Source organism: Pseudomonas sp. 15C, assembly GCF_055484735.1.
In genome coordinates, this window is record NZ_JBUDGD010000007.1 from 1 (window position 1) to 22,143 (window position 22,143).

21 protein-coding genes are annotated in these 22,143 nt (G+C 61.8%); 18 read left to right on the plus strand and 3 right to left on the minus strand.

Annotated features, from left to right (window positions below):
- Positions 1-544: 544 nt before the first annotated feature.
- Positions 545-1,063, minus strand: a complete 519-nt coding sequence (locus ACYYKW_RS05915) for a DUF2062 domain-containing protein (RefSeq protein ID WP_093099384.1) — start codon at positions 1,061-1,063, stop codon at positions 545-547.
- Between the two features lie 136 nt (positions 1,064-1,199).
- Between ACYYKW_RS05915 and ACYYKW_RS05920 the strand changes: the two genes are divergently transcribed.
- The 12 genes from ACYYKW_RS05920 (at position 1,200) to ACYYKW_RS05975 (ending at position 12,738) form a co-directional block, all read left to right on the plus strand.
- The gene (locus tag ACYYKW_RS05920; protein WP_464989652.1) at positions 1,200-3,434 is read left to right on the plus strand and encodes a DNA internalization-related competence protein ComEC/Rec2; all 2,235 of its coding nucleotides are present in this window, start codon (positions 1,200-1,202) and stop codon (positions 3,432-3,434) included.
- Positions 3,435-3,535: 101 nt separating this feature from the next.
- On the plus strand, positions 3,536-4,171 hold the full coding sequence (locus ACYYKW_RS05925) for a MotA/TolQ/ExbB proton channel family protein (RefSeq protein ID WP_167359904.1): 636 nt from the start codon (positions 3,536-3,538) through the stop codon (positions 4,169-4,171).
- Complete coding sequence (locus tag ACYYKW_RS05930; RefSeq protein WP_090285229.1) at positions 4,168-4,596, plus strand: ExbD/TolR family protein; 429 nt, start codon at positions 4,168-4,170, stop codon at positions 4,594-4,596. Before ACYYKW_RS05925 ends, ACYYKW_RS05930 begins: the two co-directional genes overlap by 4 nt.
- Positions 4,596-5,606 (plus strand): tetraacyldisaccharide 4'-kinase, encoded by a 1,011-nt coding sequence (lpxK, locus tag ACYYKW_RS05935; protein WP_464989653.1) that lies wholly within the window; start codon positions 4,596-4,598, stop codon positions 5,604-5,606. Before ACYYKW_RS05930 ends, lpxK begins: the two co-directional genes overlap by 1 nt.
- Before the next feature lie 24 nt (positions 5,607-5,630).
- A complete protein-coding gene (locus ACYYKW_RS05940) occupies positions 5,631-5,816 on the plus strand; it encodes a Trm112 family protein (protein WP_003179363.1) in 186 nt (61 codons plus the stop codon).
- Entirely contained in the window at positions 5,813-6,577 is a 765-nt protein-coding gene (gene kdsB, locus ACYYKW_RS05945) for a 3-deoxy-manno-octulosonate cytidylyltransferase (protein ID WP_464989654.1), read from the plus strand. The genes ACYYKW_RS05940 and kdsB overlap by 4 nt, the downstream gene beginning before the upstream one ends.
- On the plus strand, positions 6,577-7,041 hold the full coding sequence (locus ACYYKW_RS05950; RefSeq protein ID WP_093099392.1) for a low molecular weight protein-tyrosine-phosphatase: 465 nt from the start codon (positions 6,577-6,579) through the stop codon (positions 7,039-7,041). Before kdsB ends, ACYYKW_RS05950 begins: the two co-directional genes overlap by 1 nt.
- Positions 7,038-8,057, plus strand: a complete 1,020-nt coding sequence (murB, locus tag ACYYKW_RS05955) for a UDP-N-acetylmuramate dehydrogenase (RefSeq protein ID WP_464989655.1) — start codon at positions 7,038-7,040, stop codon at positions 8,055-8,057. Before ACYYKW_RS05950 ends, murB begins: the two co-directional genes overlap by 4 nt.
- Before the next feature lie 313 nt (positions 8,058-8,370).
- A complete protein-coding gene (locus tag ACYYKW_RS05960; protein ID WP_208940195.1) occupies positions 8,371-8,841 on the plus strand; it encodes a (2Fe-2S)-binding protein in 471 nt (156 codons plus the stop codon).
- Positions 8,838-11,159, plus strand: a complete 2,322-nt coding sequence (locus ACYYKW_RS05965) for a xanthine dehydrogenase family protein molybdopterin-binding subunit (protein WP_464989656.1) — start codon at positions 8,838-8,840, stop codon at positions 11,157-11,159. Before ACYYKW_RS05960 ends, ACYYKW_RS05965 begins: the two co-directional genes overlap by 4 nt.
- Positions 11,159-12,139 (plus strand): XdhC family protein, encoded by a 981-nt coding sequence (locus tag ACYYKW_RS05970; protein WP_464989657.1) that lies wholly within the window; start codon positions 11,159-11,161, stop codon positions 12,137-12,139. Before ACYYKW_RS05965 ends, ACYYKW_RS05970 begins: the two co-directional genes overlap by 1 nt.
- Positions 12,136-12,738, plus strand: coding sequence for a nucleotidyltransferase family protein (locus tag ACYYKW_RS05975; RefSeq protein ID WP_464989658.1), 603 nt, complete (start codon positions 12,136-12,138; stop codon positions 12,736-12,738). Before ACYYKW_RS05970 ends, ACYYKW_RS05975 begins: the two co-directional genes overlap by 4 nt.
- A 238-nt stretch (positions 12,739-12,976) precedes the next feature.
- Here the strand turns inward: ACYYKW_RS05975 and rne are convergent, their stop codons facing one another.
- Entirely contained in the window at positions 12,977-16,234 is a 3,258-nt protein-coding gene (gene rne / locus ACYYKW_RS05980; protein ID WP_464989659.1) for a ribonuclease E, read from the minus strand.
- A gap of 699 nt (positions 16,235-16,933) precedes the next feature.
- Here rne and rluC point away from each other — a divergent pair.
- From rluC to sppA, 3 genes are read left to right on the plus strand one after another with little or no spacing between them, the layout of a single operon-like run.
- A complete protein-coding gene (gene rluC / locus ACYYKW_RS05985) occupies positions 16,934-17,893 on the plus strand; it encodes a 23S rRNA pseudouridine(955/2504/2580) synthase RluC (protein WP_336356345.1) in 960 nt (319 codons plus the stop codon).
- Positions 17,880-18,542: an HAD-IA family hydrolase gene (locus ACYYKW_RS05990; protein WP_093099409.1), complete on the plus strand. Its 663-nt coding sequence runs from the start codon at positions 17,880-17,882 to the stop codon at positions 18,540-18,542. The genes rluC and ACYYKW_RS05990 overlap by 14 nt, the downstream gene beginning before the upstream one ends.
- Positions 18,543-18,562: 20 nt before the next feature.
- Complete coding sequence (gene sppA, locus ACYYKW_RS05995) at positions 18,563-19,552, plus strand: signal peptide peptidase SppA (RefSeq protein ID WP_093099410.1); 990 nt, start codon at positions 18,563-18,565, stop codon at positions 19,550-19,552.
- A 51-nt stretch (positions 19,553-19,603) separates the two neighbouring features.
- Here the strand turns inward: sppA and ACYYKW_RS06000 are convergent, their stop codons facing one another.
- The gene (locus tag ACYYKW_RS06000; protein WP_336356346.1) at positions 19,604-20,182 is read right to left on the minus strand and encodes a Maf family protein; all 579 of its coding nucleotides are present in this window, start codon (positions 20,180-20,182) and stop codon (positions 19,604-19,606) included.
- Between the two features lie 105 nt (positions 20,183-20,287).
- On the opposite strand from ACYYKW_RS06000, the gene ACYYKW_RS06005 reads away from it, so the two are divergent.
- The 3 genes from ACYYKW_RS06005 to plsX are packed head-to-tail and all read left to right on the plus strand — an operon-like array spanning position 20,288 to position 22,026.
- Positions 20,288-20,815, plus strand: a complete 528-nt coding sequence (locus ACYYKW_RS06005; RefSeq protein WP_003204262.1) for a YceD family protein — start codon at positions 20,288-20,290, stop codon at positions 20,813-20,815.
- 13 nt (positions 20,816-20,828) lie between these two features.
- Complete coding sequence (gene rpmF, locus ACYYKW_RS06010; protein ID WP_003179396.1) at positions 20,829-21,011, plus strand: 50S ribosomal protein L32; 183 nt, start codon at positions 20,829-20,831, stop codon at positions 21,009-21,011.
- A 4-nt stretch (positions 21,012-21,015) separates the two neighbouring features.
- Complete coding sequence (gene plsX, locus ACYYKW_RS06015) at positions 21,016-22,026, plus strand: phosphate acyltransferase PlsX (RefSeq protein ID WP_093099412.1); 1,011 nt, start codon at positions 21,016-21,018, stop codon at positions 22,024-22,026.
- The last annotated feature ends 117 nt before the right edge of the window (positions 22,027-22,143 follow it).

The following is a 22,143-nucleotide window of genomic DNA, read 5'->3' on the forward strand; positions in this document are numbered from 1 at the left end:
TACGGTTTGCTGCGCTGCACCTCCTTCCGCTGTGTCTGGCTGCGCCAGACGGTCGCTGCGCTCCCACGCCCGGATCAATCCCTCCGCTCAGCCTTCCGACGTCGCCGGTGATGCAAGATCAAGAGCACGCGAGCTAACGCTCATTGTTGAGTGGTGAAGAGCGGGTATTTGGCTTGGGATTTGTGGTGGGGCTGCCCCTCATCGGAACGCCGCCCGCCCAGCCCTCTCCCGGAGGGAGAGGGAGCCGATTGGTGGGCTGTTCAAAATCTGTGTTCGACTCGAGATTTCTAGTCTGCGCATCACTCACATCCAACACGGTCAGTTCCCTCTCCCTATGGGAGAGGGCTAGGGTGAGGGGCTTTTGATTTTCAGACTGAGCATTTGCCTGTACCACCGCCATCACCAGCAGCCTGGCTCCCACAGGCTGACCGCATTCCAACTGAAACAATGCGATCAAAAATGTGGGAGCTTGCCTGCAAGCGATGGCGCCACCCCAGACACTGCAATAAAAAACGGCCTCCCACTGCGGAGGCCGTTTTTGCATTCATTTCTGCCGGCTTTTCTTGCGCCGAGCCCATTGTCGGGCGACCCACCAGCGCCAATACATCATTACAACGCAGTAGGCGAGCGCGCCGAGCGCCAGTCCGACCACCACCGACCCAAGCAAAAACGGTTGCCACAGCGTCGACAGTTCCCCGCTGATCCATTCCCAGGACAGCTCGTCCGGCAGGTGTCGCGCGGGTACGTCCATCAACCATGCGCCGGCCTGATAGGTGCAGAAGAACACCGCGGGCATGGTGATCGGGTTGGTCAGCCACACCAGGCTGACGGCGATCGGCATGTTTCCGCGTACGAAGATTGCAAGTGCGGCGGCCACCAGCATTTGCGCCGGAATGGGCAGGAATGCGGCAAACAGGCCGACCGCCATCGCTCGGGCGACCGAGTGACGGTTGAGGTGCCAGAGGTTCGGGTCATGCAGCAACTTGCCGAGAAAGCGTAAGGATTTGTGTTCCCTGATGCTCGTCGGGTCGGGCATGTAACGTTTGAATAAGCGCCGGGGCATAAGGCTTCTCGGTCGGTTAAGGCGGCAAGTATGTCTGGATTCTACGAACCGCCCATTCAGACTTTGTGACAATTATTGACGGCGCGGGTGCCCGGCACCCGCTATGCCTAGGTGTGGGACTCTCAAGGACGGGCTGATGCGCACAGGGATGATGGCGCTGGCAGTCGGTTTGCTGGCCCCGGTTTTTATGCCGGCGTTACCGCCGGTCTGGTTGATGCTGTTGATGCCGGTGGTGGCGCTGATGCTGTTGCCGTTTCGCAGTTATCCGTTGGCGTTCGTGCTGTTCGGGTTCGCCTGGTCCAGCGTCGCGGCGCAGTGGGCTCTGGACGATCGTCTGGCGTTGAAGCTTGACGGTGAAACCCGCTGGCTGGAAGGACGCGTCGTCGGGCTGCCGCAAAACAGCGATGGCGTGGTGCGCTTCGAGTTGGCTGACGCGCGGTCGCGGCACGAAAAACTGCCGGCGCGAATGCGCCTGGCCTGGTACGCCGGGCCGGCGGTCAACAGCGGCGAGCGTTGGCGTCTGGCGGTGAAACTGAAACGCCCGGGTGGCTTGCGCAATCCCGATGCCTTCGATTTCGAGGCCTGGCTGCTGGCGCAACGCATCGGCGCGACTGGCACGATCAAGGATGGCCAGCGCCTGAGCGAGGCGCGCTGGGCCTGGCGTGACAGCGTTCGGCAGCGTTTGCTGGGGGTGGATGCGCAAGGCCGCAGCGGCGCGTTGGCCGCGCTGGTGCTGGGCGATGGCTCCGGACTGAGTCGCGAGGACTGGCAGATCCTGCAGGACACCGGCACCGTGCACTTGCTGGTGATTTCCGGCCAGCACATCGGCCTGCTGGCGGCGGTGATGTACCTGCTCGTCGCCGGGCTGGCGCGGTATGGGCTGTGGCCGCTGCGCTGGCCGTGGTTGCCATGGGCCTGTGGCCTGGCCTTTGCGGCGGCGCTGGGCTATGGCCTGCTCGCCGGATTCGATGTGCCGGTGCAGCGGGCCTGCGTGATGGTCGGGCTGGTGCTTTTATGGCGTCTGCGTTTTCGCCATCTCGGGGCATGGTGGCCTCTGTTGCTGGCGTTCAATGGGGTGTTGTTGCTCGACCCGCTGGCCAGTCTGCGTCCGGGTTTCTGGTTGTCGTTCGCGGCTGTGGCAGTGTTGATCTTTACCTTCGGCGGTCGTCTCGGGGCCTGGCACTGGTGGCAGACCTGGACGCGCGCGCAATGCCTGATCGCAATCGGCCTGTGCCCGGTGCTGCTGGCCCTGAATCTGCCGATCAGCGTGAGCGGGCCGTTGGCCAATCTGCTCGCGGTCCCTTGGGTCAGTCTGGTGGTGTTGCCGCCAGCGTTGCTCGGGACGCTGCTGTTGCCAGTGCCGTATGTCGGCGAAGGCTTGCTGTGGCTGGCGGGTGGCTTGATCGATTGGCTGTTTCGCGGGCTCGCGGTGATTGCCGGGCAATGGCCTGCGTGGATTCCCGGCTCGTTACCCAACGTGGTCTGGCTGCTCGGCAGTCTCGGCGCGGTGCTGCTGTTGTTGCCGCGTGGGGTGCCGCTGCGTCCGCTGGGCTGGCCGCTGTTGTTGCTGCTGGCGCTGCCGCCGCGCGAGCGACTGGCGGACGGTATCGCCGATGTCTGGCAACTGGACGTGGGTCAAGGGCTGGCGATCGTGATCCGCACGCGGCATCACACGCTGCTGTACGACGCCGGGCCGCGCTTTGGTGAGTTCGATATCGGTGAACGTGTGGTCTTGCCTGCGTTGCGCAAGTTGCGCGTGGAAAAGCTCGACCTGATGCTGCTCAGCCACGCCGACGCCGATCACGCCGGCGGTGCGCTGGCCGTCTCCCGTGGTTTGCCGATCGAACGCGTGATCAGTGGTGATCCCGAGGGGTTACCTCAACTGCTGAACGCCGCTGCCTGTGAGTCAGAACAGCAATGGCAGTGGGACGGGGTCAGTTTTCAGCTCTGGCAATGGGCAGACGCCCGCAACAGCAATCAGCGCTCTTGCGTGTTGCAGATCGAGGCCAATGGCGAGCGGCTGCTATTGACCGGTGATATCGACAGTCACGCCGAACGGCTCCTGCTCGACGGACCGCTGGCGGTGCCGACCCAATGGCTGCAAGCGCCGCATCACGGCAGCCGCAGTTCATCGTCGATGGCGCTGCTCAAGGCATTGCAGCCGCACTCGGTACTGATCTCTCGCGGCCACGGCAATTCCTTCGGCCATCCCCATCCGACGGTGCTGGCGCGTTACCGCAAACAGCGGCTGCGTATCTACGACAGCGCCGAACACGGCGCCATTCACCTGCAACTGGGAACCTTCCAGTCCGCGCAAACCCTGCGTCACCAGCGGCGGTTCTGGCGGGATCCGCCGGCACTGGCCCGCTGATCGGCGCGTGGGCGGCGGCGGCATTACGGTCGTCGGGGCGGCGGGCCTTAATCGGCAATCGGTATGGTAAAGTGGCGCACTTTTTCGAGGGGACTGTCACTGTGTGGGAATTGGTCAAATCCGGCGGCTGGATGATGTTGCCGATCATTCTGAGTTCCATCGCGGCCATGGCGATTGTCGCCGAGCGCCTGTGGACCCTGCGCGCCAGCCGCGTCACTCCCGAGCATCTGCTGGGCCAGGTCTGGGTCTGGATCAAGGACAAACAGCTCAACAAGGAAAAACTCAAGGAGTTGCGCGCCAACTCGCCGCTGGGTGAAATCCTTGCTGCTGGCCTGGCCAATTCCAAGCATGGTCGCGAGATCATGAAAGAGTGCATCGAAGAGGCCGCCGCCCGTGTCATTCATGAGTTGGAGCGCTACATCAATGCGCTCGGCACCATCGCTGCGATGGCGCCGCTGCTCGGTCTGCTCGGCACCGTGCTGGGCATGATCGACATTTTCAGCGCGTTCACCGGTACCGGCATGACCACCAATGCCTCGGTCCTCGCCGGTGGTATTTCCAAAGCGCTGATCACCACGGCGGCGGGCTTGATGGTCGGTATCCCGGCGGTGTTCTTCCACCGTTTCCTGCAACGCCGCATCGATGAACTGGTGGTCGGCATGGAGCAGGAAGCGATCAAACTGGTGGAAGTGGTGCAGGGCGACCGTGACGTCGACCTGGCCGAGGGCAAAGCGTGAAATTCCGTCGCAAGCCCCGGGAAACCGTGGACATCAACCTCGCGTCGCTGATCGACGTGGTGTTCATCCTGTTGCTGTTTTTTGTGGTGACCACCACGTTCACCCGCGAAACCCAACTGCGCGTCGATCTGCCGGAAGCGGTCAGTGGTTCGCCGGCCGAGGACCAGCAGGTCAAGCAACTGGATATCGCGATCAGCGCCGAAGGTGTGTTTTCGGTGAACAACAAGGTCCTGCCGAAGAACGATCTGGCGACGCTGATGGACGCCATGCAGAAAGAAGCCAACGGCGACACCAGCATGCCGTTGTCGATCAGTGCTGACGGCAAGGCCCAGCACCAATCCGTGATCACCGCCATGGACGCGGCCGGCAAGCTCGGTTTCAGCCATCTGCGCATGACCACGGTCGAGGCGGCGCCCAAATCCTGATGAGCCTGTCCGATCGCTTGCTTGCTGCGTGGTATGCGGGGCACCCGGCCCTGACGCTGTTGCGGCCGCTGGAAATGCTCTACCGCCGGGTGGTGGTCAACAAGCGCCAGCGCTTTCTCGACGGTGAGGGCACGATCTACCAGCCGCCGGTGCCGTTGATCGTGGTCGGCAACATCACTGTGGGCGGTACCGGCAAGACGCCGATGATTCTCTGGCTCATCGAACATTGCCGCCAGCGTGGTTTGCGCGTCGGCGTGGTCAGTCGTGGTTACGGGGCCAAACCTGCGCAACTGCCGTGGCGCGTCGAGGCCGATCAGACGGCCGATATTGCCGGTGATGAACCGCTGCTGATCGTCCAGCGCACCGGCGTGCCGCTGATGATCGATCCTGATCGCAGCGCCGCCGTCAAAGCCCTGCTGTCCAGCGAACCGCTGGACCTGATCCTCTCCGACGACGGCATGCAGCATTACCGCTTGGGGCGGGATCTGGAACTGGTGCTGATCGACGCGGCACGCGGTCTCGGCAATCAACGCTGCCTGCCGGCGGGCCCCCTGCGCGAGCCGGTCGAGCGCCTGCAAAGCGTCGACGGCGTGCTGTACAACGGCGCCAGCGAAGATCGCAAGGACGGTTTTGCCTTTCGCCTGCAACCCACTGCACTGGTCAACCTGCGCAGCGGCGAGCGCCAGCCGCTCGAACATTTTGCGCCCGGTCAGGCGGTGCACGCCGTGGCCGGAATCGGCAATCCGCAACGTTTCTTCAATACGCTCGAAGCGCTAGACTGGCGCGCAATCCCCCATGCGTTTGCCGACCACGCCGAGTACAGCGTGCGAGCCTTGAATTTCACCCCGTCATTGCCGTTGGTGATGACCGAAAAGGACGCGGTGAAGTGCCGCGCTTTTGCTGCTGCCGATTGGTGGTATCTGGCGGTCGATGCGCTGCCGTCGCCGGCCTTCGTGGCCTGGTTCGACACGCAACTGATGCGCCTGTTGCCCGATCGGCTATTGCCTTGACTGTTTATTTATCTGGGAATGCTCATGGACACCAAATTGCTCGACATCCTCGCCTGCCCTGTGTGCAAAGGTCCGCTCAAGCTCAGCGCTGACAAGACCGAACTGATCAGCAAGGGCGCTGGCCTCGCGTACCCGATCCGCGACGGCATCCCGGTGATGCTGGAAAGCGAAGCCCGCACCCTGACCACCGACGAGCGTCTGGATAAATGAGCACTGCCTTCACCGTTGTGATTCCCTCGCGTTTTGCCTCGACACGCCTGCCGGGCAAACCGCTGCTGGATATTGCCGGCAAGCCGATGATCCAGCACGTCTGGGAGCAGGCGAGCAAAAGCAGCGCCACCCGTGTGGTGGTGGCGACTGACGATGCGCGCATCGTCGAGGCCTGCAAGGGCTTTGGCGCCGAAGTGGTGCTGACCCGTGAGGATCACAATTCCGGCACTGATCGTCTGGCCGAAGTCGCCGCGAAGCTGGGCCTCGAGCCCGATGCGATCGTGGTCAACGTGCAGGGCGACGAGCCGCTGATTCCACCCAGTGTGATCGATCAGGTCGCGGCCAATCTTGCCGCCCACACCGAAGCGCGCATGGCCACACTGGCCGAGCCGATCGAAGACGTGGAAACCTTGTTCAACCCGAATGTGGTCAAGGTCGCCAGCGACATCAATGGCCTCGCGCTGACCTTCAGTCGCGCCACCTTGCCATGGGCCCGCGATGCGTTCGCCAAAAGTCGCGAGCAACTGCCGGAAGGCGTGCCTTACCGCCGCCACATCGGTATCTACGCCTACCGCGCCGGGTTCCTCCAGGACTTCGTGAGCTGGGGTCCCTGCTGGCTGGAAAACACCGAATCCCTCGAGCAACTGCGTGCCCTGTGGAATGGCGTGCGCATTCACGTCGCTGACGCGTTGATCGCGCCGCCGACCGGTGTCGACACCGTCGAAGACCTCGAACGCGTTCGTCGCCTGCTGGGGGCCTGATGCGCGTTCTGTTCGTGTGCCTGGGCAACATTTGCCGTTCGCCCACCGCTGAAGGTGTGTTGCGTCACAAGCTGCGAGCAGCGGGGCTGGCGGATCAGGTCGAAGTGGCCTCCGCCGGCACCGGTGACTGGCATGTTGGCAACCCGCCAGACAAGCGCAGCCAGGCTGCAGCCAAAGTGCGCGGCTACGACTTGTCGCTGCAACGTGCGCAGCAGGTCAGCCGCGCCGATTTCGCCAGTTACGACCTGATTCTGGCCATGGACAACAGTAACCTGCGCAACCTCAAGGCGTTGCAGCCGGCCACCGGCAAGGCCGAACTGGATCTGTTCCTGCGCCGCTATGCCGGGCTTGTCGACGAAGTGCCCGATCCGTATTACGACGGCGATCAGGGCTTCGAGCAGGTGCTGGATCTGATCGAAGCAGCCTGTGACCAACTGTTGATCGAAGTGAAGGGGCGCTTATGAGTCTGCCGGTGCAAGCGCAGGTTTCCCTGAAACCGTTCAACAGTTTTGGCGTCGACGTGCGTGCACAACTGTTCGCCGAAGCCCACAGCGACGACGATGTCCGTGAAGCGCTGGCCTATGCCACGGCGCACGACGTGCCGCTGCTGGTGATCGGCGGCGGCAGCAATCTGCTGCTGACCGCTGATATTGCGGCGCTGGTCTTGCGCATGGCGACGCGTGGGATCCGCGTACTCAGCGATGACGGCAGCCGCGTGGTCATCGAAGCTGAGGCCGGCGAACCATGGCATCCGTTTGTTCTGCATACGCTGGCGCTGGGTTTTTCCGGTCTGGAAAACCTCAGCCTGATTCCGGGTACGGTCGGCGCGGCGCCGATGCAAAACATCGGTGCTTACGGCGTTGAGATCAAGGAGGTATTTGCCGGCCTCACTGCGCTGGATCGGCACACCGGCGAGTTGCGCGATTTCAGCCTCGAAGAAAGCAACTTCGCTTACCGTGACAGCCTGTTCAAGCAGCAGCCGGGACGCTGGCTGATTCTACGCGTGCGCTTCAAGCTTGATCGCGGCGCGCAGTTGCATCTGGAATACGGCCCGGTGCGCCAGCGCCTGACCGAACAGGGCATCGAGCAGCCAACGCCGAGCGATGTCAGCCGCGCGATCTGCAGCATCCGCAGCGAAAAACTGCCCGACCCTGCGGTGCTCGGCAATGCCGGCAGCTTCTTCAAGAATCCACTGGTATCCGCGGCGCAAGTCGCGCAGATCAAGCAGCAACATCCGGACGTCGTGGCGTATGCGCAGGCAGACGGGCAAATGAAGCTCGCCGCTGGCTGGCTGATCGAACGCGCCGGCTGGAAAGGTTTTCGCGACGGTGATGCCGGCGTGCACAAGTTGCAGGCGCTGGTGCTGGTCAACTACGGCAACGCTACCGGTCTGCAACTGCTGAGTCTGGCGCAGCGTATCCAGAAAGACATTGCCGAGCGGTTCAATGTCGAGCTGGAAATGGAGCCCAATCGGTATTGAGGCAGCTTCAAGCTGCGAGCTTCAAGCGGCAAGCTACAATCTGTTCAGTGAATCAGCTACTGCTTTTACTTGCAGCTCGTAGCTAAAAGCTCGCAGCTAAATAGCCCTGTTTCAGCAGGGCTTTTTTGTTAATGCTGGGTTAACTTAGTCAGCTAACGATACCAACCATTTGCTCCACCAAAGGCCCGGTGCAGACGTTCTGCTCAGCACAAGAGAGCCTGATTAGCCTGAGTCGATCTGCGCGAACCCACCGCTGATTTTCCGGCGGCAGATTGCTCGACCCGATAACCACGAAAAATATGCGGGCGTGCCCATGATTACCCTGAAACTCAACGGTCAAGACCATTCCCTCGATGTCACCGAAGACATGCCGCTGCTCTGGGCGATTCGCGATGTCGCCGGTTACAACGGTACCAAGTTCGGCTGCGGCATGGGCCTGTGCGGCGCGTGCACCATTCATATCGACGGCGCCCCCGCGCGCAGTTGCATCACCCCGATCGGTTCGGTGATCGGGCAGAACGTCACCACCATCGATAACCTGCACGCCGACCCGATCGGCAAAGTCGTCCAGCAGGCCTGGCTCGACAGCGCGGTGGCGCAATGTGGTTACTGCCAGGGCGGGCAGATCATGTCAGCCACGGCATTGCTCAAGACCAACCCAAACCCGAGCGACGCACAAATCGAAGAAGCCATGGTCGGCAACATTTGTCGCTGCGGTACATATAACCGGATCAAGACTGCGATTCGCCAGGCCTCCACTCACCTGAAGGAGGCCAAGGCATGAGCCGCCTGCCGAACGATTTCGCCCTGAGCAACCTCAGCCGCCGCGGTTTCCTCAAAGGCGTCGGCGCCACCGGTGCGCTGGTGTTGGCCGCGAGTTGGGGCTGGCAGGACGCGCTGGCCGAAGACAAGCCCAAGCAGTTTGGCGCCGACGGCATGCCCAATGGCTGGATCGACGATCCGAAAGTCTATGTGAGCATTGCCGCCGACGGCACTGTCACCGTGGTCTGCAACCGTTCGGAAATGGGCCAGGGCGTGCGCACCAGTCTCACGATGGTCGTCGCCGATGAACTGGAAGCCGACTGGGCGCGAGTCAAGGTGCAGCAGGCGCCGGGTGATGAAGTGCGCTTCGGCAACCAGGACACCGACGGCTCACGCAGCATGCGCCACTGGTACGAGCCGATGCGCCGTTGCGGCGCGGCCGCGCGAACCATGCTCGAGCAGGCTGCGGCGGCGCAGTGGAAAGTGCCGGTCGGTGAATGCCACGCGCAGTTGCATAAAGTCGTGCACAAACCTTCCGGCCGTGAGCAGGGCTATGGCGAACTTGCCGCGGCTGCCAGTGCCTTGGCCGTACCGGCGCGTGACACCCTGCGCCTCAAGCAGCCGGCGGAATTTCGCTACATCGGCAAGGAAGGCAACAAGGCCATCGACGGTGACGACATCGTCAACGGGCGTGCGGTCTACGGTGCCGACGTGCACTTCGACGGCATGCTGTACGCCACCATTGCGCGCCCGGCGGTGTACGGCGGCAAGGTCAAGTCGCTGGATGACAGCGCCGCGCTGAAGGTGCCGGGCGTACTCAAAGTGGTCCGGATCGAACCTCGTCCGTTGCCATCGGAATTCCAGCCATTGGGTGGCGTGGCAGTCGTTGCCAGCAATACCTGGGCGGCAATCAAAGGCCGTGAAGCGCTGAAGATCGAGTGGGACGACGGCCCGAACGCCAGTTATGACTCGATCGCCTATCGCAAGGAGCTGGAAGCGGCGTCGTTGAAGCCCGGCAAAATGGTGCGCAACACCGGCGATATCGACAAGGCGTTGAGCGGCGCGGCCAGCACCCTGGAGGCGTCTTACTACCTGCCGCATCTGGCGCAGGCACCGATGGAACCGATGGTCGCCATTGCGCGTTTCGACAAGGGCGTCTGCGAAGCCTGGGCGCCGAGTCAGGCCCCGCAAGTGACCCGCGAGCGCATCGCCGAACGTCTTGGCGTGCCGTTCGACAACGTCACCTTCAATGTCACCTTGCTTGGCGGCGGTTTCGGTCGCAAGTCGAAGCCGGACTTCGTCGTTGAAGCGGCAATCCTCGCCAAGGAGTTTCCGGGCAAGGCTGTGCGTGTGCAGTGGACGCGCGAAGACGACATCCACAACTCGTATTTCCATACCGTGTCGGCCGAGTACCTCAAGGCCGGCGTCGGCAAGGACGGCATGCCCTCTGGCTGGTTGCACCGCACCGTGGCGCCGAGCATCACCGCATTGTTCGCCCCGGACATGAACCATGAAGCGGCGTTCGAGCTGGGCATGGGCTTCACCAACATGGCCTACGCGATTCCCAACGTGCGTCTGGAAAACCCCGAAGCCAAGGTGCACACGCGGGTGGGCTGGTATCGCTCGGTGTCGAACATTCCCCATGGTTTCGCGATCCAGAGTTTCGTCGACGAACTGGCGCACAAGGCCGGCGAAGACCCGCTGAAGTATCAGATCAAACTGCTCGGCGCCGATCGCCAGATCGACCCGCGCACCTTGAGCGAAGAGTGGAACTACGGCGAGTCCCCCGAGCGCTATCCGATTGACACCGGACGCATGCGCACCGTGCTGGAAACCGCAGCGAAGGCAGCCGGTTGGGGGCGCAAATTGCCCAAGGGCCGCGGTCTTGGTCTGGCGGTGCACTACAGCTTCGTCACTTACGTGGCGGCGGTGATCGAAGTCGAGGTCAAGGACGACGGCACGCTGATCGTGCACAAGGCCGACATTGCCGTGGATTGCGGACCGCAGATCAACCCCGAGCGCATCCGCTCGCAGTTCGAAGGCGCCTGTGTAATGGGCCTGGGCAACGCGGTACTGGGTGAAATCAGCTTCAAGGACGGCAAGGTCCAGCAGGACAATTTCCATATGTATGAAGTGGCGCGCATGTCGTTGGCGCCGAAAGAAGTCGCCGTGCATCTGGTCACGCCGCCGGGCGATGTGCCGTTGGGCGGCGTTGGCGAGCCAGGCGTGCCGCCGATTGCGCCGGCCTTGTGCAACGCGATCTTCGCTGCCACCGGTAAACGCATCCGTAACCTGCCCGTGCGCTATCAGTTGCAGGACTGGCAGAAGGCGCAAGCGTAATGGACAGCGTCGATCTGAATGTCCTGCGCAGCTTGCTTGAATGGCGCCGCGCTGGCCAGCGGGTGGTGCTGTTCAGCGTGGTGCAAACTTGGGGCACCGCCCCGCGGTCGCCGGGTGCCATGCTCGCCTTGCGCGAGGATGGCGTGGTGATCGGTTCGGTGTCGGGCGGTTGCGTCGAGGATGACCTGATCGCCCGCCTGCACGATGGTCGCATCGCCATCGATGGCCCGCCGGTGCAGTTGATTACCTACGGCGTGACGCGTGAGGAGGCGGCGCGTTTCGGTTTGCCGTGCGGCGGTACCTTGCGCCTGACCGAGGAGCGCGTTGGCGATCCGGCGTGGGTCGAAGAGCTGCTCGCCCGTTGCGAAGATCACCAGATCGTCGCCCGCGAACTGAACATCGAAACCGGCGAAGTGACGCTGGCGCCCGCCAGTAAAAGCGATTCGCTGGTATTCGATGGCAAGACGTTGCGAGCCATCTATGGCCCGCGCTGGCGTCTGCTGCTGATCGGCGCCGGGCAGTTGTCGCGCTACGTGGCGGACATGGCACGGTTGCTGGATTTCGAAGTGCTGATCTGCGATCCGCGCACCGAGTTCGTCTATGGTTGGGAAGAACAGCATGGGCGGTTTGTACCGGGCATGCCGGATGACGCGGTGCTGAGCATTCAGACCGATGAGCGCACCGCAATTGTTGCGCTGACCCACGATCCGCGTCTGGATGACATGGCCCTGCTGACGGCGCTGGATTCGCCGGCGTTTTACGTCGGCGCGCTGGGCTCGCGAGTCAACAGTCAGAAACGCCGAGAGAATCTGGCTCAGCTAGGCTTGTCCCAAGCGGCTATTGATCGTTTGCACGGGCCGATCGGTCTGCACATCGGCAGCCATTCGCCGGCCGAGATAGCGTTGTCGCTGCTGGCGGAGATCGTCGCGATCAAGAACGGCGTGGAGTTGAAGCAGAAGAAACCGCTGGAGGGTGCATGAGCCGATCCATCGCAGTGATCGTGTTGGCAGCAGGCGAGGGCAGCCGCTTTCGCCAGGTGGCGGGTGCCGAAAAGGATAAATTGCTGGCTGACTGCACCGGGCGCGATGGTGCGGTGCGCTCGGTGATCGAACAGGTGCTGGTGAACTTGCCGGCAGAACTCGATAAGCGTGTATTGGTCACGACCGAAGCGCGGCCGCAGGCGATGCGCATGGCTCAGGCTTATGGTTGTGACGTTGTTTCGATCGAGTCGACCGGCATGGGCGACAGTATTGCCGCAGGTGTCGCTGCGTGTGCCGATGCGGATGGCTGGTTGATCGTGCTGGGAGATATGCCGTTTATCCTGTCGTCGAGTATCGAGCGGGTGGTTGCGGCGATGGCTGATGATGCGGTGAGTGTGCCCGTGCTGGGTGGTGAGTTTGGCCATCCGGTGGGGTTTGGGCGTTCGTTTGGTGCACAGTTGCAGGCGCTGACCGGTGATCATGGCGCTCGACCGTTGTTTGCGCAGGGACAGGTGGTGGAAGTCGCGGTGGATGATCCAGGCGTGCTTTGGGATGTCGACGTGCCTGAGCCGCTGGGCTTCAAAAGCCCCTCACCCTAACCCTCTCCCAGAGGGAGAGGGGACTGACCGAGGTGTATTTTCGAGATACGCCGACCCGCAATTTCTGAATCGAACTCGAATTTGAAAAGCATGGAGATCGGCTCCCTTTCCCCCTCGCCCCCTTCGGGGGAGAGGGCTGGGGTGAGGGGGTACGATTCAGAGCCCACCACAAATGCCACAGGCATAAAAAAGCCCCGCCAGGCTTACACCGGGCGGGGCTTTTTAACGGCTTGGGAAATTACACGAAAGGTTTAGGCTCGTGCTCTTTTTCCTCGGCCTCTTCGCGTTGCTCGACCGCGTCCTGTACGGAACGCGGTGCCTCGGCGATTGCTGCTTCAACCGATGCTTCCTCGGCAACCGGGGCAGGTGCTGCCTCGATCACTTCGGTAGCAGCGGCGGGTTCGGCAACCACTGGCGCCGCAGTGGCGGCCAGTTCGGCTTCCTTCTGCAGACGCTCGGCTTCACGCTTGCGACGACGCACTTCACGCGGATCGTTCGGTGCACGACCGTTTGGCGTCAGAGCGCTGACCGGAGCCGGTGCTTCAACCACCGTGGCTGGCGCTTCGACGACGGCAGGGGCCTCGACAACCGGCGCTTCAACCACTGGCGCCGGGGCCGGCTCGGCGGCCGCGACGACTGGCTCGGAAACCATCGCCTCTGCAACTTCTGCTTCAGCGACTGGCGCTGGCGCTTCGGTCTTCGCAGGCTCGGCAGTCCAGTTGAAAGCAGTCTGCTCTTCGCGAACTTCACGCACGCTTTCGGTTACGGTTTCAGCGACGGTTTCAGTTGCTGGTTCACTGATTGCAACTGGCGCTTCAACAGCAGCTTCTGGTTCAGCGGGTACTTCAACCTGAGGCTGAGCTTCGCGGACCGGGGCCACTTCGATTTCCGGCGAGGCAGTCACCTCCACCGGGGTGTTGGCTTCGACAACCGGCGCTTCGACTGGAACAGTTTCCAGTGTGGCAGCGGTGGCGCGTTCGGCTTGCTCGTGCGCCTGTGCTTCGGCCGGAGCGCTGATCGCGCTGCTGGCAACGGCGGCGGTGACGGCCAGGCCGGCAGCCAGATCGGCAGTGCTTGGCTCGCCAGCGTTTTCGCCGGATTCGGATTCTTCCGAACCTTCGATCACGTTGCCGTTGGCATCACGCTGACGCTCACGACGGTTGCTGCGACGACGCTGACCGCGCGAGCGACGACGTGGACGGTCGCCTTCGGCGCTGTCCTGACCGTCTTCCGGCAGTTGCTCTTCGTTGCTGATCACTTCTTCTTCGGCGACGGCAGCAGCGGCCTGTTCGGCACGTGGCTGGCGCTCTTCACGCGGCGGACGCGGTGCGCGTTCTTCGCGTGGCTGGCGGGCCGGACGCTCTTCAGTAGTGACGGCGGCGGCAGCGGCTACCGCTGGAATGGCGTCCAGTGGCTCACGCAGTTCACGTACGCGTTCTTCACGCTCGCCGCGAGGCTTGCGGTCTTCACGCGGCGCACGCGGGGCACGTTCTTCACGCGGTGCACGTGGCGCGCGTTCTTCACGGGCGGCCGGCGCTTCGCTGCGAGCTTCGCGAGGCTCGCGTACTTCACGGGCTTCACGTGGCTGACGCTCTTCACGCGGTTCACGTGGGGCGCGTTCTTCACGCGGTGCACGCTCTTCGCGCGGCTTGCGTTCTTCATCGCGGCGACCGTTACGGTTGCGGCTCTGCTGACGACCGTTGCGACGCTCTTCATTGCGCGCCGGACGTTCGGCAGCCGGTTTTTCCACGGCGACCGGAGCGGCAGGCTCTTCCTTGGTGGCGAACAGGCTGACCAGCGATTTCACCAGGCCCTTGAACAGGCTTGGCTCTGGCGCGGCCACCGGGGCCGGAGCAGGGGCGGCTGGAGCGACTTCGGTTGGCACCGGCGCGTTGGCGCGGGCCGGGGCCGTCTTGACCGCGGCTTCCTGGCGAACCAGAGTGCGGGTCGCAGCGGCTGGCTGGACTTCTTCGACTTCGGCAGCGGCGGCAGCGATTTCGTAGCTGGACTGGTTGGTCGCGGCTTCGGGGTTGTCGTCACGCAGACGCTGGACTTCGAAGTGCGGCGTTTCCAGGTGATCGTTCGGCAGAATGACGATACGGGCACGGGTACGCAGTTCGATCTTGGTGATCGAGTTGCGTTTTTCGTTGAGCAGGAACGCAGCGACCGGGATCGGCACCTGGGCACGGACTTCGGCGGTGCGGTCTTTCAGGGCTTCTTCTTCGATCAGGCGCAGGATCGCCAGCGACAGCGATTCAACGTCACGGATGATGCCGGTACCGTTGCAACGCGGGCAGACAATGCCGCTGCTTTCGCCCAGCGATGGACGCAGGCGCTGACGGGACATTTCCAGCAGGCCGAAGCGCGAGATGCGGCCGATCTGCACGCGGGCACGGTCGGCTTCCAGGCATTCGCGGACTTTCTCTTCCACGGCGCGCTGGTTCTTGGCCGGGGTCATGTCGATGAAGTCGATGACGATCAGGCCGCCGATATCGCGCAGGCGCAACTGACGGGCGATTTCTTCGGCGGCTTCAAGGTTGGTCTGCAGGGCGGTTTCTTCGATGTCGCTGCCTTTGGTGGCGCGCGCCGAGTTGATGTCGATGGACACCAGAGCTTCGGTCGGATCGATGACGATGGAGCCGCCGGAAGGCAGTTCGACGACGCGCTGGAAGGCGGTCTCGATCTGGCTTTCGATCTGGAAACGGTTGAACAGCGGGACGCTGTCTTCGTACAGCTTGATCTTGCTGGCGTACTGCGGCATCACCTGGCGGATGAAGGTCAGGGCTTCGTCCTGGGCTTCAACGCTGTCGATCAGCACTTCGCCGATGTCCTGGCGCAGGTAGTCGCGGATGGCGCGGATGATCACGTTGCTTTCCTGATAGATCAGGAACGGCGCGGAGCGATCCAGCGAGGCTTCTTTGATGGCGGTCCACAGTTGCAGCAGGTAATCGAGGTCCCACTGCATTTCTTCGCTGCTGCGGCCAAGGCCGGCAGTGCGCACGATCAGACCCATGTCGGCCGGTGCAACCAGGCCGTTCAGCGCTTCACGCAGTTCGTTGCGCTCTTCGCCTTCGATGCGACGGGAGATGCCGCCGGCACGCGGGTTGTTCGGCATCAGTACGAGGTAACGACCGGCCAGGCTGATGAAGGTGGTCAGGGCTGCGCCCTTGTTGCCACGTTCTTCTTTTTCGACCTGAACGATGACTTCCTGGCCTTCGCTCAGGACGTCCTTGATGTTGACGCGGCCTTCGGGGGCTTTCTTGAAGTATTCGCGGGAGATTTCTTTGAGGGGCAGGAAGCCGTGGCGCTCGGAGCCGAAATCGACAAAGGCAGCCTCAAGGCTTGGTTCGATGCGAGTAATCCGGCCTTTATAGATATTGGCCTTCTTCTGCTCGCGTGCACCGGATTCGATGTCCAGGTCGTAGAGGCGCTGGCCATCTACCAGTGCAACACGCAACTCTTCGGGTTGAGTTGCGTTAATCAGCATTCTTTTCATGTAGTACCGTCGGTTTCCGGGCTGCCGGAAACGGCGTTCGGCACACACGACTTCTCACGGTCGGTGTCAGGTGCGTCGGGAGTGGTTGGCCATTCCCGTGTCCAGCGATGTCAGGCCAATTGGGCCGATACCGCGACGTACGCGTCCTGCTTGCTGTGGCTACTTAAGCACTCAGTCAGGAGGAGGAATCAACCAGCGGCTGTGGACGAGATGAAGCGTCTTGATAAAGCTTGTTGCTACACAGTCCGGCGGTTGTGCATCTCCACCCTACACGTATCCCTGATAATTCGGGTGCTGCCGCGCGCAGAATCCGCAGCGGGTTGGCATTTACCGTGAGCTCCGAAAGGGGAGGTCACGCATCATGGCTAATTCAGGCGATGTTTCCGAAGCGCTCGCTCGGGGTCATTCGCAGCTGACTGCACTTTGTGAACTGGCCTCGAATATTTGCCTGCCGGGCGATTGGAAACGCTGCTCGGCGGTGTGATTCAGGCCTCATGTCACCTGCGCTCGTTACAACTGCAAACTCCACCGTTACGTAGCGAAAGCCCCGTAGGACGGCCTCGCGCCCTGGTGAATTGCGTTGGTCAGGGCCGGTCTTTGACCGTGATTCCTCTGTCCAGGCCGCTTTTGGCGGCGTTCGCGACTATAGCAGCAATGATTAAGTGCTTCAATTCCATAAAAATTGTTATCATCCGCGGCATGACAACTACTGCCCCTTCGACTCCAGGCGTTCAACTGCTTGAAGTCTCGCCGGAGTATGCCGGCCAACGAATCGACAATTTCCTCCTCGCCCGGCTCAAAGGCGTGCCCAAGACCTTGATTTACCGCATTTTGCGCAAAGGCGAAGTGCGTGTGAACAAAGGCCGGATCAAGCCCGAATACAAGCTGCAGGCCGGCGATATCGTGCGCGTGCCGCCGGTGCGCGTGCCTGAGCGCGATGAGCCGGTGCCGCTGGCCCAGGGGCTGCTGCAGCGTCTCGAGGCCTCGATCGTCTACGAAGACAAGGCGCTGATCGTGATCAACAAGCCCGCGGGCATTGCTGTTCACGGTGGCAGCGGCTTGAATTTTGGCGTGATCGAAGCCTTTCGTCAGTTGCGTCCCGACGTGAAAGAGCTGGAGCTGGTTCACCGTCTCGACCGTGACACGTCTGGCCTGCTGATGATTGCCAAGAAGCGCAGCATGCTGCGTCACCTGCACGAAAAACTGCGTGGCGACGGCGTCGACAAGCGCTACATGGCGCTGGTTCGCGGTAACTGGGCCACTTCAATCAAGCAGGTCAGTGCGCCGTTGCTCAAGAGCAATCTGCGCTCCGGCGAGCGCATGGTCGAAGTCAACGATGAAGGCAAGGAAGCCCTGACCGTGTTCAAGGTGCTGCGCCGCTTCGGTGATTTCGCCACCATGGTCGAGGCCAAGCCGGTCACCGGTCGTACGCACCAGATTCGCGTGCATACCTTGCACGCCGGGCATTGCATTGCCGGCGACAGCAAGTACGGCGACGACGATTTCACCAGGGAAATTCGCGATCTGGGCGGCAAGCGCCTGTTCCTGCACGCCTACATGCTGACCGTGCCGCTGCCCGATGGCGGCAAGCTGACCTTGCAGGCCCCGGTCGATGAGATGTGGGCCAAGACTGTGGAGCGCCTGAGTGCAGCACCCTGATTACAAACTGTTGATTTTCGACTGGGACGGCACGCTGGCCGATTCCATTCACCGGATTGTGGAGGCCATGCACTCTGCATCCGGGCGTTCCGGCTTCGAGCTGCGCGATGATTTCGCAGTCAAGGGCATCATCGGTCTGGGTTTGCCAGAGGCGATTCGCACCTTGTACCCGGAGATCAGCGATGCCGAAATGACCGCGTTTCGCGAGTACTACGCCGATCACTACATTGCTGCCGAAGCCGTGCCTTCGCCGTTGTTCGAGGGTGTCATCGAATCGATGGCGTCGTTTCGCGAGCAGGGTTATCACCTGGCGGTAGCGACCGGCAAGAACCGCCGCGGGCTCGATCGCGTGCTCAAGGCCAATGGCTGGGAAGATTATTTCGATATCACCCGCGCCGCCGATGAAACCGCCAGCAAACCGCACCCTCTGATGTTGGAGCAGATCCTCGCACATTGCGGTGTGCGGGCTGAGCAGGCGCTGATGGTGGGGGATTCGTCCTTCGATCTGCTGATGGCGCGCAACGCGGGAATGGGCTCGGTAGCCGTCAGTTATGGCGCGCAGTCGATCGAATCGTTGCAACAGTTCGAGCCGCTGCTGTCGATCGACCGGTTTTCTGAATTGCATGCCTGGCTGGGACAGCAGGCTTAATACGTTTTTGGGGTGATGGCATGACCGACGAATGGAAAGCACCGGCCAAGGCAAGTGCCGACGACGGTGACGCGAAAAGCTGGAAGCTGCTGGAAAAAACCTTGCTCGCGGGCGTGCAGGAACAACGTCGCTCGCGGCGCTGGGGGATTTTCTTCAAGCTGCTGACGTTTGTTTATCTGTTTGTTGCATTGCTGCTGTTCACGCCGCTGATGGATATGGAAAAGAGCGCCACGCGCGGCCCGAACTACACGGCACTGATCGAAATTGACGGCGTGATCGCGGATAAAGAACCCGCGAGTGCCGACAATATCGTCGGTAGCCTGCGCGCGGCATTCGAGGACAAGAAGGTCAAGGGCGTGATCCTGCGCATCAACAGTCCTGGCGGCAGTCCGGTGCAGTCGGGTTATGTCTATGACGAAATCAAGCGGCTGCGCGGTCTGCATCCAGAGATCAAGTTGTATGCGGTGATTTCCGATCTCGGTGCTTCCGGGGCCTACTACATCGCCAGCGCGGCCGATCAGATCTACGCCGACAAGGCCAGTCTGGTCGGTTCGATTGGTGTAACGGCAGCCGGTTACGGCTTTGTCGGTACCATGGAAAAGCTCGGCGTCGAGCGTCGCACCTACACGTCGGGCGAGCACAAGGCGTTTCTTGATCCGTTCCAGCCGCAGAAGCCTGAAGAAACGGCGTTCTGGCAGAGTGTGCTGGACACCACGCACAAGCAGTTCATCAACAGCGTCAAGCAGGGTCGTGGCGATCGCCTGAAGGACAAAGAGCATCCGGAACTGTTCTCCGGTCTGGTCTGGTCAGGCGAGCAAGCGCTGCCGCTGGGTCTGATCGACGGTCTGGGCAGTGCCAGTTCGGTGGCGCGTGACGTGATTGGCGAGAAGGAGTTGGTGGACTTCACCGTCCAGGAATCGCCGTTCGATCGCTTCTCGAAAAAGCTCGGCGCCAGTGTGGCCGAGCAGTTGGCGATGTGGATGGGATTCCACGGACCATCGTTGCGATAAGCCTTCGCTGTAGAAAAAAAACCGGCCTTCAATGGCCGGTTTTTTTCTGGGTCAGGGAATCTGCACGCCTTCGGCCAGCAGCATGTCGATCAGGCGAATCAGCGGCAGGCCGATCAGGCTGGTGGCGTCCGGGCCTTCGGTGGACTGGAACAGGCTCACGCCGAGGCCTTCGGCCTTGAAGCTGCCGGCGCAGTCGTAAGGCTGTTCGAGGCGCAGATAGCGCTCGATGCGCGCTGGTTCGAGTTGGCGCATGTGCACGGTGAACGGCACGCAGTCGACCTGGCAATGGCCGGTCTGGCTGTTGAGCAGGGCCAGGCCGGTCAGAAAGGTCACGCGACTGCCGCTCGCGGCGAGCAGTTGCTCGCGAGCCTTCTCGAAGGTGTGCGGCTTGCCGATGATCTGCTCGCCGAGTACGGCAACCTGGTCCGAGCCGATAATCAGATGGTCCGGATGGCTGTCGGCCAATGCCCGGGCTTTTTCCTCGGCGAGGCGTTTGACCAGGTCGATGGCTCGCTCGCCGGGACGGTGGCTTTCGTCGATGTCCGGCGAGCTGCAGACGAACGGCAGGTGCAGGCGAGCGAGCAATTCGCGTCGATAGGTCGAGCTTGAAGCAAGTAATAAAGGCAGCATGGGCGTCTCCTCAGGCAGGTGCGGATTCTAGCGGAGGCACGCAAGTGACGGACAGGGCACAATTTCCTTTGACATGGGTGGGTGCATCCCTATAATGCTGCGCCTATGTTGAATGACCCGATTCCACCTCACGTTGACCCGCGCAAATTGGCTGACCGTGGCACCACCCTTCAAGGTGAACTGCTGCTGGCCGATTTGAAGAGACTCTGCGACCCGCTTTCCGACGATGTCGGTACGGTGCAGGCCAAATTCGTTTTTGAACGAGATGAACGTAAATCTGTGGTGATCCACAGCTTTATCGACACCGAAGTCAAAATGGTTTGCCAGCGTTGTCTTGAGCTGGTCACCCTGCCGATCCACAGCGAGTGCAGTTACGCCGTGGTGAAGGAGGGTGCGAATACCCAGTCGTTGCCGAAAGGTTATGACGTGCTGGAACTGGGCGAAGATCCATTGGATCTGCAGTCACTGATCGAGGAGGAGCTTTTGCTCGCCTTGCCCATTGTGCCTGCTCATCATCCGGAAGAATGCCAGCAGCCGGCGGGAGCAGATGAGCCCGAACCGAGCGAGGACGAGGTAACGCGGTCCAACCCGTTCAGTGTATTGGCGCAGTTAAAGCGTGACCCAAACGTTTAGGAGTTAATCAATTATGGCTGTTCAGCAGAACAAAAAATCCCGCTCTGCCCGTGACATGCGCCGTTCGCACGACGCTCTCGAGGCTAGCACCCTGTCTGTAGAAAAAACCACCGGTGAAGTTCACCTGCGTCACCACGTATCGCCAGAAGGCGTGTACCGTGGCCGTAAAGTGATCGACAAGGGCGCTGACGAGTAATCACTTGTCTGCTCAAGTCATCGCGATTGACGCAATGGGCGGGGACTTCGGTCCCCGCAGCATTGTTCAGGCCAGCCTTGCTTGCCTGTCTGCTACGCCCTCGCTGCACCTGACCCTCGTCGGTCAACCTTCCCTTCTTGAAGAACTGATCAACGGCCAATCGGCTGCCGATCGCGCGCGCCTGACGATTGTACCGGCCAGCGAAGTCATCACCATGGACGAAAAGCCGACCCAGGCGCTGCGTGGCAAACCGGACTCGTCGATGCGTGTCGCCCTCGAATTGTTGCGTGACGGCAAGGTTCAGGCCTGTGTCAGCGCCGGCAATACAGGTGCGTTGATGGCGTTGTCGCGGTTCGTGCTGAAGACCTTGCCGGGCATTGATCGTCCGGCAATGGTCGCCGCGATCCCGACGCAGACTGGCTATTGTCAGTTGCTTGATCTGGGCGCCAACGTCGATTGCAGCGCCGAACATCTGTTGCAGTTCGCCGTAATGGGCTCGGTGGCGGCGCAGACGCTGGGCATTCATCGCCCGCGCGTGGCCTTGCTGAACATCGGTACCGAAGACATCAAGGGCAATCAGCAGGTCAAGCTGGCGGCGACGCTGTTACAGGCGGCGCGTGGCATCAACTACACCGGTTTCATCGAAGGCGACGGTTTGTACCGTGGCGAGGCGGATGTGGTGGTGTGCGACGGTTTCGTCGGCAACATTCTGCTCAAATCCAGCGAAGGCCTGGCGACGATGATCGCTGCGCGCATCGAAGCGTTGTTCAAGAAGAATCTTGCCTCGCGGGCGGTAGGAGCGCTGGCGCTGCCGCTGATGAAGCGCTTGCAGGCCGATCTGGCGCCGGCGCGACATAATGGCGCAAGCTTTCTCGGCTTGCAGGGCATCGTGGTGAAAAGTCACGGATCGGCCGGCGTTCAGGGCTTTCAGAGCGCGATTTCCCGTGCACTGATCGAGATCCAGGAGAACTTGCCCCAGCGTCTCCACGGTCGTCTGGAGGACCTGTTGTCTTAGGCGTTTTCGTCGGACAATGCTTAAATGTGACCGCCCGGTTCAAAGGGCCATCCAAACTGTCAGTTTCTGGCGTCCCGAGCGGGGCGTTATTTTCCGACGACAAGATCATTAGGGGCT

Bases quoted from the DNA above. Each gene is read 5' to 3' on its own strand.
- ACYYKW_RS05915 (WP_093099384.1), bottom strand. From the start codon at position 1,063: ATGCCCCGGCGCTTATTCAAACGTTACATGCCCGACCCGACGAGCATC.
- ACYYKW_RS05920 (WP_464989652.1), top strand. From the start codon at position 1,200: ATGCGCACAGGGATGATGGCGCTGGCAGTCGGTTTGCTGGCCCCGGTT.
- lpxK (WP_464989653.1), top strand. From the start codon at position 4,596: ATGAGCCTGTCCGATCGCTTGCTTGCTGCGTGGTATGCGGGGCACCCG.
- ACYYKW_RS05940 (WP_003179363.1), top strand. From the start codon at position 5,631: ATGGACACCAAATTGCTCGACATCCTCGCCTGCCCTGTGTGCAAAGGT.
- kdsB (WP_464989654.1), top strand. From the start codon at position 5,813: ATGAGCACTGCCTTCACCGTTGTGATTCCCTCGCGTTTTGCCTCGACA.
- ACYYKW_RS05950 (WP_093099392.1), top strand. From the start codon at position 6,577: ATGCGCGTTCTGTTCGTGTGCCTGGGCAACATTTGCCGTTCGCCCACC.
- murB (WP_464989655.1), top strand. From the start codon at position 7,038: ATGAGTCTGCCGGTGCAAGCGCAGGTTTCCCTGAAACCGTTCAACAGT.
- ACYYKW_RS05960 (WP_208940195.1), top strand. From the start codon at position 8,371: ATGATTACCCTGAAACTCAACGGTCAAGACCATTCCCTCGATGTCACC.
- ACYYKW_RS05965 (WP_464989656.1), top strand. From the start codon at position 8,838: ATGAGCCGCCTGCCGAACGATTTCGCCCTGAGCAACCTCAGCCGCCGC.
- ACYYKW_RS05970 (WP_464989657.1), top strand. From the start codon at position 11,159: ATGGACAGCGTCGATCTGAATGTCCTGCGCAGCTTGCTTGAATGGCGC.
- ACYYKW_RS05975 (WP_464989658.1), top strand. From the start codon at position 12,136: ATGAGCCGATCCATCGCAGTGATCGTGTTGGCAGCAGGCGAGGGCAGC.
- rne (WP_464989659.1), bottom strand. From the start codon at position 16,234: ATGAAAAGAATGCTGATTAACGCAACTCAACCCGAAGAGTTGCGTGTT.
- rluC (WP_336356345.1), top strand. From the start codon at position 16,934: ATGACAACTACTGCCCCTTCGACTCCAGGCGTTCAACTGCTTGAAGTC.
- sppA (WP_093099410.1), top strand. From the start codon at position 18,563: ATGACCGACGAATGGAAAGCACCGGCCAAGGCAAGTGCCGACGACGGT.
- ACYYKW_RS06000 (WP_336356346.1), bottom strand. From the start codon at position 20,182: ATGCTGCCTTTATTACTTGCTTCAAGCTCGACCTATCGACGCGAATTG.
- ACYYKW_RS06005 (WP_003204262.1), top strand. From the start codon at position 20,288: ATGTTGAATGACCCGATTCCACCTCACGTTGACCCGCGCAAATTGGCT.
- rpmF (WP_003179396.1), top strand. From the start codon at position 20,829: ATGGCTGTTCAGCAGAACAAAAAATCCCGCTCTGCCCGTGACATGCGC.